Here is a 19,135-nt window from a genome sequence, read left to right as displayed (position 1 = left end):
TTCCAGGATGGGACGGATTAGAGAATGGGGGCCGGACGGTAGGCCGCGGCGTCGGGAGCGGACTCGATCACCGCGGCGGCCGCGGCGACGACGTCGGCCACCTGTGCCTCGGCGGCGCCGACGAAGGCCGACTTGTCGGCGATCAGCACGTCGAGCGCGGCACGGTCGAGCGGGATCCGGTCGTCGGCGGCCAGCCGGTCGAGCAGATCGGGCTCGCGGCCCTCCTCCCGCATGGCGAGGGCGACGGCGACGGCGTTCTCCTTGATCGCCTCGTGCGCGGTCTCCCGGCCGACACCGGCGCGCACCGACGCCATGAGCACCTTGGTGGTGGCCAGGAACGGCAGGTAGCGGTCGAGCTCGTTGGCGATCACGGCCGGGTAGGCGCCGAACTCGTCGAGCACGGTGAGGAAGGTCTCGAGCAGGCCGTCGTAGGCGAAGAACGCATCCGGCAGCGCCACCCGGCGGACCACCGAGCAGAAGACGTCGCCCTCGTTCCACTGGGCGCCGGCCAGCTCCCCGGCCATCGAGGCGTAGCCGCGCAGGATCACGGCCAGGCCGTTGACGCGCTCGCAGCTGCGGGTGTTCATCTTGTGCGGCATGGCCGAGCTGCCGACCTGGCCGGGCTGGAAGCCCTCGGTCACCAGTTCGTGGCCGGCCATCAGCCGGATGGTGGTCGCGAGCGACGACGGCGCGGCGGCCAGCTGCACCAGCCCGGAGACGACGTCGTAGTCGAGCGACCGCGGGTACACCTGCCCCACCGAGGTGAGCGCGTTGGCGAAACCGAGGTGGGCGGCCACCTTGCCCTCGAGGGCGTCGAGGGCGGCGGCATCGCCGTCGAGCAGGTCGAGCATGTCCTGGCTGGTGCCCATCGGGCCCTTGATGCCGCGCAGCGGGTAGCGGGCGATCAGTTCGTCCAGACGGGTCAGCGCGATCATCAGCTCGTCGGCGGCCGAGGCGAACCGCTTGCCGAGGGTGGTGGCCTGCGCGGCGACGTTGTGGCTGCGACCGGCCATCACGACCGAGCCGTACTGCGCGGCGCGCTCGGTGATCCGGGCCAGCAGGGCGACGGTGTGGCCGCGCACGTACTGCAGGGAACTCAGGATCTGCAGCTGCTCCACGTTCTCGGTGAGATCGCGGCTGGTCATGCCCTTGTGGATCTGCTCGTGACCGGCGAGGGCGCAGAACTCCTCGATCCGGGCCTTCACGTCGTGCCGGGTGACCCGCTCCCGTTCGGCGATCGAGTCGAGGTCCACCTGATCGACGACGGCCTCGTAGTCGGCGACGGCGTTCTCGGGCACCTCGATGCCCAGTTCACGCTGCGCTTTGAGCACGGCGATCCAGAGCTTGCGCTCGAGGATGATCTTGTTGCGCGGCGACCAGATCTCAGCGAGATCGGCCGAGGCGTAACGGCTGGCGAGGACGTTGCTGATGGCAGGTTTTCCCACGTCGAGCCAGTCTAGTGGGCCGTCGGCCGCAGTGGAGAATCGGCCGAGGCGCGGGTCGTCGAACGACTCAGACGGTGAAGAGCGTGTATTCGGTGCCGTGACGCGCGTTGAGGGCGCGGACTCCGACGGTCGCCGCGATCGCGATGCTCACGCACACTGCGGCCGCGATCCACAGGACGACGACGAGCGCGGTCTCGTCGGAGGCCGCCATGGACAGGGCCACGCCGACGGCGATCACCCCCGCAAGTCCGGTCAGCACGGCCAGCAGCATCAAGAATCGGATCGCTTTCATGCTCCGCAGCCTCCCCGATGCGAACGACGCCGCCATGAGCAAGAATTACTCAGTGCGATGAAGGAGGCGGAAAGTGGGAGGTCGGGCAGTCGGGTACGTCACCGTCCCCCGCATGGAGCTGGTCGACGACCGGCGTCGCCGCATTGCGCTGCGGCCGACGGTGCACCGGGCGGCGACCGTGCTCCTGCGCGCCGACGGACCGCTGACGGCGCAGCAGTTGATCGCCGCCGTCTGGCCGCAGCGGCGCCCGCGCGATCCGGCCGCGGCCCTGGCCACGGTGCTCAGCCGGCTGCGCACCGTCCTCCCGCCGGGAGCGCTGGTCACCGCACCCGACGGGTACCGGCTGCTCCTGGACGGCCCTCGGCACATCCCGCTGCCCCTCCTCGGCCGGGACGACGACCTCGCCGCGCTCACCCGACTCCTGCGCACGCACGACGGCGTCCTGGTCACCGGCGGCCCCGGTTCCGGGAAGTCACGCCTGCTCGCCGAGTTCGCCGTCGCACGGGAACCGCACGGCACGGTCCTCCGGGTCGGCGACGCCGACCGCCTCGCCGAACTGGCCGACGAACTGCGCGACCGCACGCACCGGCCGCCCGGCGTCACCGTGGTCGTCGACGACGTCGACCGCCTCGACGGCGCGACGGTGCACCTGCTCCTCGCCCTGGGCGACGTGACCGAGTTGCGGACGGTCGCCGCGGCGTCCGACGAGGCGCCGCCGTCGCTCGTCGCCCTCCTCGCGGCCGGTTCCTGGGCACGTCACCGGCTCGCACCGTTGGACGACGACGCCGTCACCGGGCTCGTCGCCGCGGCCGGACTCGACCCCGGAGAGTTCGACGCGGGCCGGGCGGCGGGCAATCCGGAGCTGCTCGATGCGCTCCTGCGCGACCCGGCGAGCACGGCGCGGTCGGTCGACGACGTCATCGCCCGGCGGACGGCCGGGATCGACCGGTACGCGGCGGAGGAACTGCTGGCCGTCGCCCTGAGCGGACACCTGGACTGGGCCACCGCCCGCGACTTCGCCTTCGTCGACGACCTGCTGGACGCCGACCTGATCGAGGCCGACGAGACCGGGTTGCGGACGGCCTCGGCGGCGGTGGCCGAGGCGGTGATCGCCCGCGCCTCCGCGCCGCGGCGGCGCGCCGCCCTGACCCGGTTGATCGCAGCGACCGATTCCCGCGTGCAGCGCGCCCGCTGGACCCTGCGGATCGGTGAGCGGGCGGAGGCCGCGGACCACCACGCGGCCGCGGCGGCGCTCCTGTCCTCCGGCGACCCCGGCGAGGCGGAACGGCACGCGGCGATCGCCTTCGACGTCGACCCGCGGCCGGAGTACGCGACCACCTGGTCGCACGCGCTGCTCCTCGGTTCGCTGCCCGCCCACGACGTGGCCGGGGGTCTCGCCCGGATCGCCGCCGCCGGACCGGCGCCCGCGGATACGCCGCCCGTCGAACCCTTCCTGGCCACCCTCGTCTTTCTCCGCGATGCCGATCCCGAGACGGCGCGGCAGCTGCTGGCGGATGCCCCCGAACACCCGGTCACCGAGGTGGCGCGCACCCTGATCGACGCCTATCTCGGGGCGCCGGACCCCAGCGGCGCCCTACGCCTGGCGAGCGGGATCGTCGATCCGACGCTCCGGCCGGCCGCATGGTCCACCTGGTTCCTCGCCGCCGAGGTGGCGGGCGATCCGGAGATGGATGCGGTCCTCGACTCGCTCACCCCGGAACGGACCGGAGTGCCTGCGGCGCAGTTGGCCGCACTGCGCCTGCGCCGGGCGATCACCCGCGGCGACCTCGCCGCGGTGGACGACGGACTCGCGCGCATCCGAGAGCTGACGCCGTTGGCCGACCTGCGCCAGCGTTCGCTGATCCACGTCCTGGCCTCCGAGGCGGCCTTCGCCCGGGCCGACGCCGCCACCGCGGTGCGCGAGGCCGGACTCGCCGCCGATCTGCTGCATCGCAGCGGCCATCGCAGCGACGAGCGGGTCGCCGCCCAGTGGCTCGCCCTGACCTCGACCTGCGCCGGAAGGTTCGACGAGGCTCGGGAGGCGCTGGATCGGGCGCACCGCATCCCGGCGGCCGCGGTCGTCGGCGACCACTACGCGGCGCTGGCCCGGGCGCTGGTCGACGGTGTCTCGGTGCGCGCGGCGATCGACCGCGCCCGCACGGTGGCCGCCGAGCGCGGTGTGGCGGCCGACCCGCTGTGGGATCGAGTCCGCGTCGTCGTCGCCGGCCGTCGCCCTCTGCTGACCCGCCGGGAGCGCGAGGTGGTCGAGCTGGTCGCCGAACGCTGGACCAGCGGGGAGATCGCCGAACGGCTGGGGATCTCGCCGCGGACGGTGCAGAACCACACGGCGCGGGCCTACGCGAAGCTCGGTGTGCACCGCCGCGCCGAACTGCCCGGTGCGCTCGAGAGAGCGGGGTCCGCTCCTCGCTCTCCCGAGGCATGAGACTGTCGGCGCCCGCGCACCTCAGCGTGTGAAGGGACCTCCGCGCAGGCGGAGCACCGCCCCGTCGACGGTGCCGACCACCGCGAGCCGCCCGGTCGTCGTGGTCACGGCCAGGCACCGGTCGTCGAGCCAGGCGATGCCGTCGCCGGTCGAGCGTCTTCTCTCGCCGGTCGAGCGGAGTCGAGACCTTGCGTCAATATACCCCCTCCGGTATACAGTGACCATCGAATTGATACCCCATGGGGTATATGAACGGAGTAGGCATGGCACGGGAAGACACCCCGCCGTCGACGGTGGACGCCGACGACCCCGCGACCGCGGAACCCACGGCTGCGGAACCGACGACGAGGCCGGGTCCGATGGCCCGCCTCGGACACGTGGCCGCCACCCGCCGCCGGTGGGTCTTCGCGATCTGGGCCGTCCTGGTGATCGGCCTCGGTGCCGCCGCCCCGACGGTGTTCTCGTCGCTGGCCGGCGCGGGCTGGCAGGCGAACGGCTCGGAATCGGTCCGGGTCCGCGAACTGGCGCAGGAGCACTTCGGCGGCCAGTCGTCGGCGGCGGTGCAGGTGGTGATCGACTCCCCCGACGCACCGCTCGACCCCGCCCGGCAGGCACGCGTGATCACCGCCCTCCGACGGATCGCCGACTCCGACGCGCGCTTCGCCGAGGTGATCGAACCGCGACCGGGCATGACGGTGAGCCCGGACGGCCGCACCGCCGTCGCCGTGATCGGCGCCGCGTCGAGCACCGACGACATGGTCAAGGCCGTCGACGAGCACAAGGCGGCCGTCATCGGGCTCTCCGGAGACGGCATCGAGGTGTATCCGACCGGATCGTCGGCCCTGTGGAGCGACTTCAACAAGGCCAACAAGGACGCCATGGTCAAGGCCGAGATGATCTCCTGGCCGGTCACCCTCGCGATCATGGTCGTCGCGTTCGGTTCGCTGGTCGCCGCGGGCCTGCCGCTGCTGCTGACCCTGGCCGGTCTGGTGGCCTCCGCCGGAGCCCTGGTCCTGCTGAACACGGTCACGCCGATCTCGGTGTGGGCGATGAACTTCGCCATGATGTTCGCCCTCGCACTGGGCATCGACTACGCGCTGTTCATGGTGTCCCGGTTCCGGGCGGCCCTCGCCGTGCGCGTCGCCGAGGGCGAGGACCCCGACGACCGCCGCACCGGGATCCACGCGGTCGTCGAGACCATGGACACCGCGGGCAAGGCCATCCTGCTCTCCGGCGTGACCGTGCTGGTGAGCCTCTCGGCGGTGCTGATGGTGCCGGCGCCCGCGGTGCGCACCATGTCGATCGGGATCATGCTGGCCGTCGCGTTCGTCCTGGCCGCAAGCCTCACCCTGCTCCCGGCCACCATGGCCGGACTGGGCGACCGGATCAACGCCGGAGCGCTGCCGTGGAGCAGGCGGAGGGTCGACGAGTCCGCGCACCGCCCCGGCGTCTCGCCCGCCTTCCACCGGTGGGGCGGTTTCCTGCACCGTCATCCATGGAGCCCGGCGCTCGTCGCCCTCGGCCTGCTGATCGCGCTCGCCGTGCCGGTGTTCGGCATCAAGGTGGCGATGCCGTCGATCGCCGTCGTGCCCGAGGACGCCCCGGTGCGTCAGGGCTACCAGGTGGTCGCCGAGAAGATGGGCGAGGGCGCCCCGGGCATGCTGACCGTGATCGCCCCGGCCGACCGGGCCGAGGCCGTCGCCGCGATCGCCCACGACGACCCGGACGTCGCCGCCGTCATGCCCGCAGCGCCCGCCGCCGACGACTCCGGGCTGGTGCTGATCCAGGCCGTGCCGAAGGCCGACCCGTCCGACGACTCCCTGGGCGCGACCCTGGATGCCCTGCGCGCGGCCCTGCCCGCCGAAGCCCTGGTCGGCGGCCCGTCGGCGGAGAACCTGGATCTGCAGCACGCCCTGAACACCTGGTTCCCGCGCGTCGCGGGAACCATCCTGGCGCTGGGCTTCCTGCTTCTGCTGGTCGCGCTGCGCGCCCCGGTGATCGCACTGCTGGGCACCGTCGTCAGCCTGCTGTCCACCGCCGCGGCCTTCGGCGTCGCGAAGCTGATCTTCGGCGACGGCATCGGTGCGAGCCTGCTCGGCTTCGAGCCGCAGGGCTTCCTGAACGGCTGGGGTCCGGTGTTCTTCTTCGCGATGATCTTCGCGATCGCGATGGACTACACGGTGTTCCTGCTGGCCACCGCCAAGGAGCACTACGAGCACCACGACGATCCCCACCGGGCGCAGGTCGACGCCATGGCCTACTCCGGCCGGATCATCTTCGCCGCGGCCGCGGTGATGGTGGCGGTGTTCTTCTCCTTCGCCCTGGCGCAGCCGCTGCCGCCGAAGGAGATGGGCATCATCCTGGGCGTCGCCGTCCTGCTCGACGCCGTGCTGATCCGCCTGGTCCTGCTGCCCGCCGTCCTGCGGCTCTCCGGACACGGCGCCTGGTGGAGCCCTCGATGGCTCGACCGCGTGCTGCCGAGGATCAGCTTCAAGCACTGAATCGTCCGCCCGACCGCCGACCGACCCCGATACCCCAGCGGGCATACACTGGGGCGATCCCGACGAGAGGAAGACCCATGATCGGCGACGACGAAGCCACCGCCACCATCCTCAACCGCCTGCGCCGCGCCCACGGCCAGTTGGCCGGGGTGATCAACATGATCGAAGAGGGCCGCGAGTGCAAGGACGTGGTGACTCAGCTCGCCGCGGTGTCGAGCGCCCTCGACCGTGCCGGTTTCAAGATCGTGGCGACGGGCCTGCGCGAGTGTCTGGCCGAGGAACAGAACGGCGGCGAGAAGCTCAACGTCGAACAGCTCGAGAAGTTGTTCCTGGCCCTTGCCTGACGCGTCACAATCCTGCCGCCTCGGCTCCACCGGGGCCGCAGATCGGTGTTCACCATTATCATGGTGCCGATGACATCGCACGACTACCGACCGAACCGGCGACATCTCCTCCAGGGTGCCGCCGGTCTCGTGTCTCTGGCCGCCCTGACCGCGTGCGGTGCCGCCGAGAGCGCGCAACCCGCCGAACCCGAGGATCTGCTGGGCGGCGACGAACTCCCGACCCAGACCCAGGCTCCTCCCGCACCGGGCGGCCCCGTGCCCGTGACCGGCACGTTCGTGTCCCAGGCGATGGCGGGCAGGCCCGTCCGCTGGGCCGCGGTGCGCCCGACCGGGGTCACCGGGACGCTGCCGGTGGTCGTCGTCGCACACGCGCTCAACACCGACGAGAGCACCATCTTCGGTCAGCGCATGAACATGCAGCGCGTGCTGCAGGACTACGTCGACGCCGGCGGCCCCCCGTTCGCGCTCGCCTCCGCCGACGTCGGGCGCAACTACTACCACCTCCGGACCGACGGCGCCGACGGCGCGGCGATGATCATCAACGAGTTCCTGCCGATGCTCGGCGCGGACCATCGCCTCGACCTGCGCGTCGACCGATACGGGCTGTTCGGCTGGTCGATGGGCGGCTACGGCGCACTGCGCATCGGCAGCCTGGTGGGCGCCCCGAAGATCGCGGCGATCGCCGTCAGCTCCCCCGCGATGTGGGCCGACCCCACCGCCTACGCCCCTCGGGCCTTCGACTCGTACGACGACTACGTGGCCAACTCCCTGTTCGGCCAGCAGAACAAGTTCGCCCGAATCCCGGTGATGATCTCGATCGGCTCGGCCGACCAGTTCTACACCTACACCCGGCAGTGGGCCGCGGACCTGCATCCGCCCGCCGCGTTCGGCACCTCCCCGGGCGGGCACACCCCCCGCTACTGGCGCTCGGTGCTCCCCGAACAGGTCGAGTTCCTGGGCCGGAATCTGGCGCTGTCGAACCCCAGGCACTGACCGAGGCGGCGGCTCCTCTCCCGCGTCCGCGGCTCTCTTCGGAGCGTGTCGCGCTTCCTCTTCCGTGTCCCGTGGCCCGTGGCCGTGTCCGAAGCTCCCTTTCAGGGGCGTGTCGCGCCTCCTCTTCCATGTCGCTCGCCGTCCATGAGACGCGACATGGAAGAGGAGGCGCGACACGCCACGGGCCGGGTGACACGCCACGGGGTCGGGTGGAAGCGCCGGAGAAACGGCGGCGCTCGGCGAGCGCGGAGTGCCCGGCGGGCGACCCCGGACGTCGTCGGCCGGAGATGCGAAACGGGCGGCCCGTACGACGACGAGCCGCCCGTTCCGGAGATCCGGCGCTACGGAGAGATCCCCGCGGGGGAGAGCACGGCGAGGGAGATCACGGCAGGGAGATGCGGCCCTCTTCGGCGGCGAGCCCGATGTCGGACCGGAAGTGCGCACCGGGGAGCTTTACTCCGGCGAGCCGTTCGTAGGCCTGTGCGCGGGCGGCCGCGAGATCCGCGCCGCGTCCGACGATGCCGAGCACCCGGCCGCCGGACGAGACCACGTCACCGTCGTCGTCGAGTTTGGTGCCCGCGTGCAGGATGCCCTCGCCGGAGGCGCCGACGATCTTGTCACCGGTGCGCGGAGTCCCGGGGTAGTGTTCGGCGGCCAGCACCACGACGACGGCGGCGCCGTCGTGCCAGCGCAGCGGCGGGAGGTCGCCGAGGGTGCCGGTGGCCACCGCGTTCAGCGCCTCGCCGAGCGGCGAGTCGAGGAGGTCGAGCACGGCCTGGGTCTCCGGGTCGCCGAAGCGGCAGTTGAACTCGACGACGGCGGGCCCGTCGGCCCCCATCGCCAGGCCCGCGTACAGCAGACCCGAGAAGGGGGTGCCGCGCGACGCCAGCTCGGCGGCGACGGGACGGACCACCTCGTCGACGATCTGCTGGACACCGCCCTCGGGCAGCCACGGCAGCGGGGTGTACGCGCCCATGCCGCCGGTGTTGGGGCCCTGGTCGCCGTCGCCGACGCGCTTGTGGTCCTGCGCGGGCAGCAGCGGGACCACGTCCTCGCCGTCGACCAGGCAGAACAGCGACACCTCCGGTCCGTCCAGGAAGCTCTCCAGGAGCACCGGGTGGCCGGACTCCAGGCAGTCTGCGGCGTGTGCCCGGGCCGCGGCGCGGTCGGCGGTCACCACGACGCCCTTGCCCGCGGCCAGGCCGTCGTCCTTGACCACCCAGGTGGGACCGAAACGGTCGAGCGCGGCGTCCAGATCGGCCGGGTTGTCGACCACCTCGGCGCGCGCGGTGCGCACGCCCGCGGCGGCCATGACGTCCTTGGCGAAGGCCTTCGACCCCTCGATCCGCGCGGCGGCGGCACTCGGTCCGAAGGTCGCGAACCCGGCCTCGCGCAGCGCCTCCGCGACCCCGAGCACCAGCGGGACCTCGGGACCGATCACCACCAGATCCGGCTCGATCCTCTTCGCCAGCGCCACGACGGCGTCCTTGGAGGCGACGTCCACGGCGTGGTTGACGGCCAGCGCCGCGGTGCCGGCGTTACCCGGCGCGGCATACAGGTCGGTGACCGAAGGATCGCGGTCGAGTCCGAGGAGAAGGGCGTGTTCGCGGCCGCCCGAGCCGATCACGAGTACTCGCACGACGACCAGCCTAATCGGTGTCCGCCGATCGAATGAAGTTCGACGACTGCCTGCGCCGATGGTGTCGGTTCAGCGGCGAGCGCCGAGTCCCGGTGCGATAGTCGTCGCATGCGCTACAACCCGCCGCCCAATTGGCCTCCGCCTCCTCCTGGATGGCAGCCTCCGGCTGGATGGCGGCCGGATCCGCGATGGGGACCGCCGCCTCCGGGATGGCCGTTGTGGCTCGACGACACCCCGGCCTCCTCCGTCGGGAGCAAGATCCTCGCCGCGGTCAAGCATCCGGTGTGGGTGGGCGCGGGGATCGTCGTCGTGGTGGCGGTGGCGCTCGCAGCGGTATTCCTGCCCGGAGACAGCGGATCGTCCACAGCGGAGATCGCAGAACTCTCGTTCGGAGATCTGACGCCGATCAAGGCGGTCGACAGCTGCGGCCCCGCCTGCGGGTACTCGCTCGATGAGACGCCGCCGATTCCCGACACGGAGATCACCCCGGTCGACATCACGATCAAGAACACGGCGGATCAACCGTTCACGATCACCATGATAGAAGCCGAGATCCTCGAGAATAAAAACGTCGGCTGCTTCCGGGCGGGAGGCGGCAGAGTCATCTCGGCATTCTACATGATCAAGATCCCAGCAGCGAAACAAGAACCTACCACGGTCTCGACATCGGTCGACTTCACCGTCAAGCCAAATTCGAGCGACAGGATGGTGGTGAGCGTCGGACCGGATAAACTGTATTTCGATCCGGATGCCACCCTGCTCCGCCTGAAATTGATCCCGAAGTCCGGTACTCCCTTGATCACAGAGACTCTCGCAATGATTCCCCCCAGTGCGGTCACCGTCCAGGAGAAAAACTTCCGCACAAGCAACAAGCAGTGCCTCCAAGAGACCGCCGACACCCTGGAGAGATTCACACAGAAGTCGAAGTTCCAGAATTCAGGCTTCCTCGACTTCCGAAAACTGTTCACCGATGCCCTATGACCTCGAAGAACGCGTGTAGCGGTCCTTGTCGAATACCGACAAGAACCGCTACACGCAAGTGGCCGGGCGGTAGGAACCGCTACACCACGGGATTCACTTCTTCTGCGCGGTGAGGTCGTAGAGCGTGACCCCGTCGACGGTGGTCGCGGTGAAGTTCTCGCTCACCCACTCGCTGATCTGCGAGGAGGAGCCTTCTCCGCCGGGACCACCCATCATTCCGCCCATGCCGCCGCCGATGAAGTAGTGGATCTCGCCGTCGGCGACGTACTTCTTGAACTGCTCCAGCGTCGGGGAGGGATCGGACCCGTTGAAGCCGCCGATCGGCATCACCGAGTGTCCGGACTCGATCTGGAAACCGGACGCCGAGTTGGACCCGATCGCCGCGGCCACCCAGGTGTACCGGTCGGCGTTCGCACGCAGCAGGGCGACCACCTGTTCGCTGGGCGACGACCCGCGCAGCAGACCGCCCGCGCCGTCGCCGTAGCCGCCGGCACCGCCCGGGAATCCACCGGGGAAACCGTTCGACGACGCGCCCGGCATCCCGCCCTGTCGAGACATCCCGTTCGGGGGCGTTCCGTTCCCGAAGGCTCCCCGGCCCGTGCCACGCGCACCGTCGTTCCGCCAGCCGCCGTGCCGCCCGCCGTCGCGCATTCCGGGAGGTCCTCCGCGACCCGGTCCGAAGCCGCCGTCGACCTGCGGGCCCGCACTGATGATCGAGCCCTGCGCCGGCGTGGCCAGCGTGTCGACGGTGTACGCGACCGGACCGGCCAGCGCCGCGGCGATCGCGACACCGGCGACCAGCTGGGAGAACCGCTCCGAGCGCACCGCGATCAACGCCAGACCGGCGACGATCCCGATCACCAGCACCGTCCAGCGCAGCCACGGCACGAACTCCGCCGAACGACCCAGCAGCACGAACGCCCACACCGCCGCGGTGACCGCACCCGCCGCGAGCACCAGACGCACCCACAGCCGATCCCGTTCGACCCAGCAGACCGCCGCGCCGGCGGCCAGCAGACCGGCGAGCGCCGGAGCGATCGCCGCGGTGTAGTAGCTGTGGAAGATGCCCTGCATGGAGCTGAACACCGCGATCGTGGTGAGCATCCAGATTCCGAACATCACCAGGAACGCACGACGACCGTCGGTCCGCTTCGCCCGACCGATCAGCACCAGCGCGGCCACGGAGAACAGCAGCGCCGTCGGGATCAGCCACGCGATCTGGCCGCCCTGTTCGGCGTCGAACATCCGCCAGAACCCGGCCTCGCCCCACATGCCTCCGCCGCGACCGCCCGGGCCGCCGCCTCCGGGGGACGGGAAGTAGCCCGCGAACGGCGAGTACCCGCCGCCGCGCCCACCCGGCACCACCGCGCCGGTCTCGTTGCCGTTGAGCCGGCCGAGCCCGTTGTAGCCCAGCGTGAGTTCGACGATCGAGTTGTTCTGCGAGCCGCCGATGTACGGACGGGAGCCGGCGGGCCACAGTTCGACGGCCAGGATCCACCATCCGGCGCTGACGATCAGCGCGCCGAGCGCCGCGAACAGCTGTCCGATCCGACGCAGCCAGGTGCCGGGGCCGAAGGCCGCGAACGCGATCACCAGGGCGGGCAGGATCAGGAACACCTGCAGCTGTTTGGTGAGGAAACCGAAGCCGACGGCCACCCCGGCCGCGATCATCCAACGCCACCGCCCGGTGTCGACGGCCCGCATCGTGGCCCAGGCCGCGACCAGCATCAGCAGGATCAGCAGCGCCTCGGGATTGTTGAAGCGGAACATCAGCGCCGCCACCGGCGTCGCCGCGAGCACCGCGCCGGCACCGATCCCGGCCCAGTGCCCGAAGTACCGTTTCACGATCACGAAGAGCAGCGCCACCGACGCCACGCCCATCAGCACCTGCGGCACCAGCAGGCTCCACGAGTTCAGCCCGAACATCCGCACCGACAGCGCCGGGATCCACAGCGAGGCGGGCGGCTTGTCGACGGTGATCGAGTTCGCCATGTCCGACGACCCGAAGAACCAGGCCTTCCAGTCCTGCGATCCGGCTTGGATCGCGGCGGTGTAGAAGGAGTTGGCCCAACCGTTGGCCGACAGGTTCCACAGGTAGGCGATCAGGGTGCCGACCAGCAGCACCGCGAGGCCTCCCCGCTCGATCCACCGGGTGCGCGCTTCGGACCGCGGTGCGACCGGCTCCATCGGGTCGGTGGGAGACTCCGGCGGCGGGGTCTCGTAGCGGGTGATCGTCGTGCTCATGAGCGGGCCTCCTCGGTGACGTTCTCGTTCTCTGCGCGGCGGACGAAGATCCAGCGGAGACCGGCGAACCGTGTCGCCGTCGCGACGAGATTCGCGACCACCAGCACGCCCAGTTCCAGGACGCGGCCCGAATCGGGGACCGCGGCGTGCAGCACGGCGAGCGAACCCGCCGTGACCGCCCAGCCGAAGAGGAACACCCCCCAGCCGAAGAGGTGATGGCCGACCAGTCCGCGACGCCCCCGCACCCCGAACGTGAACCGGCGGTTGGCGGCGGTGTTGAGCACCGCGGTGATCGCCAGGGCCAGGAAGTTCGACGCCTGCGCGCCGAGATGGGTGTGCAGCACCAGGTAGAGCAGCGCGAACGCCAGCGTCGACGCGACCCCGACGGTCACGAACCGGATCACCTGCCCGGTCATGCCGGTGGGCACGCCCCGCAGCTCCGGGCCGTCGTACCGTTCACGGCCGAGGTTGCGGCGCAGCTGGTCGACGGGCAGCCGACCGCGGGCCAGGGACCAGCCGACCCGCGCACAGCCCTTCAGGTCGGCGACGGCGGTGGCGACGATGTCGACCGAGCTGTCCGGATCGTCGACCCAGTCGACGGGCACCTCGGCGATCCGCAGGCCGATGCGCTCGGCGAGGACCAGCAGTTCGGTGTCGAAGAACCATCCGGTGTCGGCGACGTACGGCAGCAATTCGCGGGCCACGTCGGCCCGGATCGCCTTGAAGCCGCACTGCGCGTCGGAGAAGTGGGCGCGCATGCCGAAGCGGAGGATCAGGTTGTAGCTGCGCGAGACGAACTCCCGCTTGGCGCCGCGGACCACGCGGGACGACCGGTCGAGCCGGGTCCCGATGGCGACGTCGGAGTGCCCGGACAACAGCGGCGCCACCAGCGGCATCAGCGCGTTGAGGTCGGTGGAGAGGTCCACGTCGCAGTAGGCGACGATCTGCGCATCGCTGGCCAGCCACGCGTGGTTCAACGCCCGGCCGCGCCCCTTCTGATCGAGGTGGACCACCGCGACGTCGTCGTACTCGGCGGCCAGTCGTTCGGCGATCGCGAGGGTGCGGTCGGTGCTGGCGTTGTCGGCGATCGTGATGCGCGACGGGTACGGGACCTGCGAGGCGAGATGTTCGCGGAGTCGCCGGACGCACGGTTCGAGGTCGTCCTGCTCGTTGTACACGGGGACGACGATGTCGAGCACAGGCGGCGCGGACCGCCCGCTCGGCCCGTCCACCGCGGCGGGTTCTGGATCGATTGTTGCTGTCATGAGGCATAGCCTGTTCGGCTCCGCTGGAACCGGCCTGGACCGTTCCTGTCAGGTTCCTGTGGACGCCGACGAGCACCTCAGATCGGCAGTGCCCGCCCTTCTCGGAGCCGCTTCATCACGATCGTGGACGTCATCCGGCCGACCCCGGGGAGCGCAGCCAGTTCGGTGTCGTAGAGGACCTGATAGGAGTCGAGGCTCTTCGTTCTGACGCGCAGCATGTAGTCCGGGTCGCCGAACAGCCGTTCCGCCTCGACCACGTTCGCCAGCCTCTCGACGGCGGCTTCGAACTCGGCGAGCGCCCCCAGATCCGTCCGGTCGATGGTCACGAAGACGATCGCCTCGAAGGTCAGACCCAGTTCGGCGGGCGACAGTTCGGCGCGATATCCCAGGATGACGCCGGCGGCTTCGAGGTCTTTCATCCGGCGGTGACAGGACGAGACGCTCAACCCGACCCTGGTCGCGATCTCCGTCGCCCGCATGCGGCCGTCGCGTTGCAGCAGCCGCAGGATCGCCCGGTCGATCTTGTCCACGACGATCCTCCTCCACTCCGACCCCTGCCGGGATGATATCTCAAGAACAGCGCATTCGACGGAATTATATTGCACCGATCAACGCAAAACCCGGGAAACTCGGGAACACATTTCGGATGTTCGTTCCTAGGCTTGACGTGTCGTCCACCACCACCAGGAGACACTTCGATGAGTACCCCGCTGACACTGCAGTTCTTCGCCGTCGCCCTGCTGTTCGTGATGACGCCCGGCGCCGATTGGGCCTTCGCCATCGCCGCCGGCCTGCGCGGAGGTCGCATTTATCCCGCGATCACGGGGATGCTCGCCGGGTATTCGCTGCTGGTGGCCCTTATCGCCGTCGGCGTCGGGGCGCTGGTCACCCGGTACTCGATGCCGCTCGAGATCCTCACCCTCCTCGGGGCCGCCTACCTGCTCTGGCTCGGTGGGAAGACCTTGCACGCGGCGATCCGTGCGCACGGCACGACACCGGAGGCCGCAGCGGGCGGCGGCTCCTTCGCCCAGGGGTTCGCGGTCAGCAGCCTCAACCCGAAAGGCCTGCTCCTGCTCCTCGCGTTGCTGCCGCAATTCGTCTCGCCGGGTGCGTGGGCGCCACCGCTGCAGTTGCTGGTCCTCGGATCGCTGTTCATCGCCGGCTGCGCCGTCGTCTATCCGACGGTGTCGTTCACCGCGCAACGCCTCCTCACCCACCGCCCCCGGGCGGGCCGGATCGTCACCGGCGTCTCCGGCACGGTGATGCTGCTGTTGAGTTGCGGGCTGGTGATCGGCGCGTTCACCGGGTGAGACCGGCGACCGGGTGTCCGGGGCCGGCGCGGCACAGGTGCGGCGAGCGTGTCGGACCCTCGCTTTAGAGTCGTGGGCATGGAGAACCGCATGCTGAGCGATCGGGACCGTCCGGTCGCCGATCGGGTGATCGCCGCCCTCGCCGGTCCGGACGCCCGGCTGCGCCCGGACCAGGAGACGGCGGTGGCGACGCTGGCCACCCCCGGGTCGCGGGCGCTGGTGGTCCAGGCCACCGGTTGGGGCAAGTCGGCCGTGTACTGGGCGGCGACCGCCGTGATCCGGGCCTCCGGCGCCGGGAGCGAAACGAGCGGGCCGCAGACGCCCGGGGGCGGGCCGACGCTGATCGTCTCGCCGCTGCTGTCGCTGATGCGCGATCAGGTGGCGGCCGCCACCCGTGCCGGACTGCGTGCGGCCACGCTGAACTCGTCGAACGTGGACGAGTGGTCTGAGGTGGAGGCCGAGCTCCTCGCCGGGGAGCTCGACGTGCTGCTGGTCTCCCCGGAGCGCCTGGCCAATCCGCGTTTCGGCAGGCGGGTGCTCGACGCGCTCGCGGGGCGGCTCGGTCTGGTCGTGATCGACGAGGCGCACGCGATCTCCGACTGGGGTCACGACTTCCGGCCCGACTACCGCCGGGTCGCCGACGTGCTGCAGAAGCTGAATCCGCAGACGTCGGTGCTGGCGACCACGGCCACCGCGAACGAGCGCGTCACCGACGACGTCGCCGCACAGCTCGGCGAGGCCACGCTGGTCCTGCGCGGGCCGCTCGCCCGCAAATCGCTGCATCTCAACGTGATCGACGGTCTCTCCCCCCTCCAGCGCTACGGGTGGGTGGCCGATCAGCTGCCTGCGCTGCCCGGCTCGGGGATCGTCTACGTGCTCACCGTCGCCGACGCCGACCGCCTGGTCGCCGCGATCGAGGCCGTGCACGGCGACGACCACCCGGTCGCCGCCTACACCGGTCAGCTGCCCGCCGACGAGCGGCACCGCCTGGAGGACGATCTGCTGGCGAACCGGGTCAAGGCCCTGGTCGCCACGTCCGCGCTGGGCATGGGTTTCGACAAACCCGATCTCGGGTTCGTGGTGCACGTGGGCGCACCGCCGTCACCGGTGTCCTACTACCAGCAGGTGGGTCGTGCCGGCCGCGCGCTCGACGATGCCGTCGTGGTGCTGCTCGCCTCGACGATGGACGAGTCGGTGTGGGAGTACTTCGCCACCGCCACCATCCCCGATCCGAACCGGATGGAGCGGCTACTCGCCGCGATGGCCGAGGTCGACGGCCCGGTCAGCGTCCCGCAGTTGGAGTCGATGACCGGTATGCGCCGGACGCGCGTGGACCTGATGTGCAAGCAGCTCGCGGTGGACGGCGTCGTCGAACGCACCGCCGACGGCTGGGTCCGCACCGGTCGGGAGTGGGTCCACGACGCCGCCCACTACGACGGCGTGCTCGCGGTACGACGCCGCGAGGCCGACATCATGCGCGCCTACATCGGCGGGCGGGCGTGCCTGATGAAGCTGCTGACCCAGGCGCTCGACGATCCCGCCGCGCACGACTGCGGCCGCTGCAGCGTCTGCCTGGGCGCCCTGACCCCGGGACTGCGTGCGGACGTCCCCCGCGAGGTGCTCGGCACCGTCTCGTCCGCGCTGCGCAGGCAGGCGCAGTTCCTGGAGCCGCGCAAGATGTGGCCGGGCGGAGCGTTCGGGACGCGCGGCCGGATCCCCGCCGGACGGTTGGCCGAGACCGGCCGGGTCCTGGCCTTCGCCGACGCGCCGCAGTGGGGCGAGACGCTGACCGCCGCCCGCCTGGGCGACGAGACGGCACGCGAGGAGCTCACCGAGGCCGCGGTCTCGGTGCTCGCCGAATGGGGTCGCGCCGGGATGCGGCCCGAACTGATCTGCGCCCTGGACCTGGGCACCGGGATGGCCACCGATCTCGCGCGACGCCTCCGGGTGATCGGCAGGCGCGCCCCCAGCGACGACTATCCGGTGCAACCCGGGGCGGGCCCCGGCCGCGAGGCGAACGGCGCCGCCGAGGCCGTCTACTGGCGGGATCACCTCGGGCCGGCACCGGAGTCGCACGGGGCGAGCGTGCTGCTCGTGATCGACGAGACCGCGTCGACCTGGCCGATCGCCCTCGCCGTCGCCGCACTGCGCGAAGCCGGCGCGGGCCCGGTGCTCCCGCTGTTGATCCACCAGACCGTCTGACCTCCGGCCCGGCACCCCACTAGTCTGCAGAGGTGTCGATCCCCGACAATCTACGACGCTGCCTCCCCGGTTCCGGTTCCCCGACGCCCGCCGCCTCGGTGACGCAGGCGCTGCGGCAACGGCTGGTGGTCCGGGCGTCGTACCTCTCCGCCGCCGTCGCCTTCGGGTACACCCTGGTCAGTGCGCTGTCACCGGCACCGACCGAGATCACCCTGGCGAATCTGGCGATCGGGGTCGGACTCGTCCTGGTGCCCGAACTCCACCGTCTCGGCACGTTGGCTCCGGCGATCGCCTTCGTCGTCGTGGCGACCGTCGGCATCTGTGTCCTCACCGTGTCTCTCGGCACGTCGACGGGCCTGCTGTTCTACTTCTTCTCCATCGCGGCCGCCACCCCGATGATCGTCGGCATCGACCGCATCGCGTATCCGGTCGCCGTGCTCGCGGTGTGCGTGGTGACGGTGTGCGCACTTCATTTCGCCGCCCCGTACAGCACCGGTCGGAGCCCGGACTGGCTGATGTCGGCGGGCTTCGTCGTCAACGCGCTGACCGCGAGCTGTCTCTCCGTCTACATCATGTTCCTCGGTATCCGGCAGATCCGGACGGCCGAGGCCGCGCTGGAAGAACAGTACGACCGTTCCGAGGCCCTGCTCGACAACATCCTGCCGCGCAGCGTCTCGCAGCGGCTCAAGGATCCGACGGCGGGCGAGATCGCCGACACCTACGACGACGCCTCCGTCCTGTTCGCCGACGTCGTGGGCTTCACCGCGATGTCGAGCCGCCACACCCCCACCGCCGTGGTGCACTACCTCAACGAGTTGTACCTGGCGCTGGACACCCTCACCGACCGGTACGGGTTGGAGAAGATCAAGACCACCGGCGACTCGTACATGGTGGTGAGCGGTGTCCCCGTCTCCCGGCCGGACCATCTGGAGACGCTGGCCCGCTTCGCACTCGAGATGCACCGGGTGTGCGAGCGCGTGCCGGGCCCCGACGGCACTCCCCTGCCGATGCGTATCGGACTCGCCTGCGGACCGGTGGTGGCCGGCGTGGTCGGCTCCAAGAAGTTCTTCTACGACGTCTGGGGCGACACCGTGAACGTCGCCTCCCGGATGGAGTCGACGGGCGAACCCGGCCGGATCCAGGTCACCGCCGCGGTCCGCGACCGGCTGGCCGACGAGTTCGCCTTCTCCGAACGCGGGATCGTCGCGGTCAAGGGCAAGGGGGAGCAGCAGACGTGGATTCTGATCGCCTGACCCCGGGTGGCGCGCTCGGAGACGCCCCCTCCCGGTCGTCGACTCCCCCCGATGGCTGAGCCCGGCCGCGCACGGAGTGAGCGGCCGGTGTCGAAGCCCGCCCGTCTCGATGCGAGGGCGCGCGCCGGTGTCCGAGCGCCGGTGCGGGGTGGGGCTTCGACACGGGTCCGTCACTGCGTTCCGCACCCGGCTCAGCCGACGGAGGAGACGTCACGGTGAGAGA

General features: G+C 70.8%; 14 protein-coding genes. 8 read left to right on the top strand and 6 right to left on the bottom strand.

Annotated features, from left to right (window positions below; translation table 11 throughout):
- Positions 1 to 17: 17 nt before the first annotated feature.
- Both purB and QM809_RS06770 read right to left on the bottom strand, forming a co-directional pair.
- Positions 18 to 1,445 (bottom strand): adenylosuccinate lyase, encoded by a 1,428-nt coding sequence (gene purB / locus QM809_RS06775; RefSeq protein WP_415045041.1) that lies wholly within the window; start codon positions 1,443 to 1,445, stop codon positions 18 to 20.
- A 67-nt stretch (positions 1,446 to 1,512) separates the two neighbouring features.
- Entirely contained in the window at positions 1,513 to 1,737 is a 225-nt protein-coding gene (locus tag QM809_RS06770; RefSeq protein ID WP_415045040.1) for a hypothetical protein, read from the bottom strand.
- Between the two features lie 73 nt (positions 1,738 to 1,810).
- Here QM809_RS06770 and QM809_RS06765 point away from each other — a divergent pair, with 73 nt between their 5' ends.
- From QM809_RS06765 to QM809_RS06750, 4 genes are all read left to right on the top strand, one after another.
- The gene (locus QM809_RS06765) at positions 1,811 to 4,180 is read left to right on the top strand and encodes a LuxR C-terminal-related transcriptional regulator (protein WP_415045039.1); all 2,370 of its coding nucleotides are present in this window, start codon (positions 1,811 to 1,813) and stop codon (positions 4,178 to 4,180) included.
- Between the two features lie 263 nt (positions 4,181 to 4,443).
- The gene (locus QM809_RS06760; RefSeq protein ID WP_415045038.1) at positions 4,444 to 6,681 is read left to right on the top strand and encodes an MMPL family transporter; all 2,238 of its coding nucleotides are present in this window, start codon (positions 4,444 to 4,446) and stop codon (positions 6,679 to 6,681) included.
- Between the two features lie 77 nt (positions 6,682 to 6,758).
- On the top strand, positions 6,759 to 7,025 hold the full coding sequence (locus QM809_RS06755; RefSeq protein WP_415045037.1) for a metal-sensitive transcriptional regulator: 267 nt from the start codon (positions 6,759 to 6,761) through the stop codon (positions 7,023 to 7,025).
- A 69-nt stretch (positions 7,026 to 7,094) separates the two neighbouring features.
- On the top strand, positions 7,095 to 8,018 hold the full coding sequence (locus QM809_RS06750) for an alpha/beta hydrolase-fold protein (RefSeq protein ID WP_415045036.1): 924 nt from the start codon (positions 7,095 to 7,097) through the stop codon (positions 8,016 to 8,018).
- A 382-nt stretch (positions 8,019 to 8,400) separates the two neighbouring features.
- On the opposite strand, the gene purD is transcribed toward QM809_RS06750, so the two are convergent.
- Positions 8,401 to 9,657, bottom strand: a complete 1,257-nt coding sequence (gene purD / locus QM809_RS06745) for a phosphoribosylamine--glycine ligase (protein ID WP_415045035.1) — start codon at positions 9,655 to 9,657, stop codon at positions 8,401 to 8,403.
- 216 nt (positions 9,658 to 9,873) lie between these two features.
- Here purD and QM809_RS06740 point away from each other — a divergent pair, with 216 nt between their 5' ends.
- On the top strand, positions 9,874 to 10,638 hold the full coding sequence (locus QM809_RS06740) for a hypothetical protein (RefSeq protein ID WP_415045034.1): 765 nt from the start codon (positions 9,874 to 9,876) through the stop codon (positions 10,636 to 10,638).
- Between the two features lie 93 nt (positions 10,639 to 10,731).
- Here QM809_RS06740 and QM809_RS06735 read toward each other — a convergent pair whose 3' ends face one another.
- The 3 genes from QM809_RS06735 to QM809_RS06725 form a co-directional block, all read right to left on the bottom strand.
- Positions 10,732 to 12,882 carry an ArnT family glycosyltransferase gene (locus QM809_RS06735; RefSeq protein WP_415045033.1) on the bottom strand — a complete coding sequence of 717 codons (2,151 nt, stop codon included), beginning with the start codon at positions 12,880 to 12,882 and terminating at the stop codon, positions 10,732 to 10,734.
- Positions 12,879 to 14,147 (bottom strand): glycosyltransferase, encoded by a 1,269-nt coding sequence (locus QM809_RS06730; RefSeq protein WP_415045032.1) that lies wholly within the window; start codon positions 14,145 to 14,147, stop codon positions 12,879 to 12,881. Before QM809_RS06730 ends, QM809_RS06735 begins: the two co-directional genes overlap by 4 nt.
- Positions 14,148 to 14,224: 77 nt before the next feature.
- The gene (locus QM809_RS06725) at positions 14,225 to 14,677 is read right to left on the bottom strand and encodes an Lrp/AsnC family transcriptional regulator (RefSeq protein ID WP_415045030.1); all 453 of its coding nucleotides are present in this window, start codon (positions 14,675 to 14,677) and stop codon (positions 14,225 to 14,227) included.
- 168 nt (positions 14,678 to 14,845) lie between these two features.
- On the opposite strand from QM809_RS06725, the gene QM809_RS06720 reads away from it, so the two are divergent.
- The 3 genes from QM809_RS06720 (at position 14,846) to QM809_RS06710 (ending at position 18,912) form a co-directional block, all read left to right on the top strand.
- Positions 14,846 to 15,457, top strand: a complete 612-nt coding sequence (locus QM809_RS06720; protein ID WP_415045029.1) for a LysE family translocator — start codon at positions 14,846 to 14,848, stop codon at positions 15,455 to 15,457.
- Positions 15,458 to 15,535: 78 nt separating this feature from the next.
- Entirely contained in the window at positions 15,536 to 17,659 is a 2,124-nt protein-coding gene (locus QM809_RS06715) for a RecQ family ATP-dependent DNA helicase (RefSeq protein WP_415045028.1), read from the top strand.
- Positions 17,660 to 17,691: 32 nt separating this feature from the next.
- On the top strand, positions 17,692 to 18,912 hold the full coding sequence (locus tag QM809_RS06710) for an adenylate/guanylate cyclase domain-containing protein (protein WP_415045027.1): 1,221 nt from the start codon (positions 17,692 to 17,694) through the stop codon (positions 18,910 to 18,912).
- Positions 18,913 to 19,135 lie beyond the last annotated feature (223 nt).

Source organism: Gordonia sp. (in: high G+C Gram-positive bacteria), assembly GCF_047600385.1.
GTDB lineage: Bacteria > Actinomycetota > Actinomycetes > Mycobacteriales > Mycobacteriaceae > Gordonia.
The sequence above is the reverse complement of the archived record's forward strand: the minus strand, read 5'-3'. Positions and strand labels throughout refer to the sequence as shown.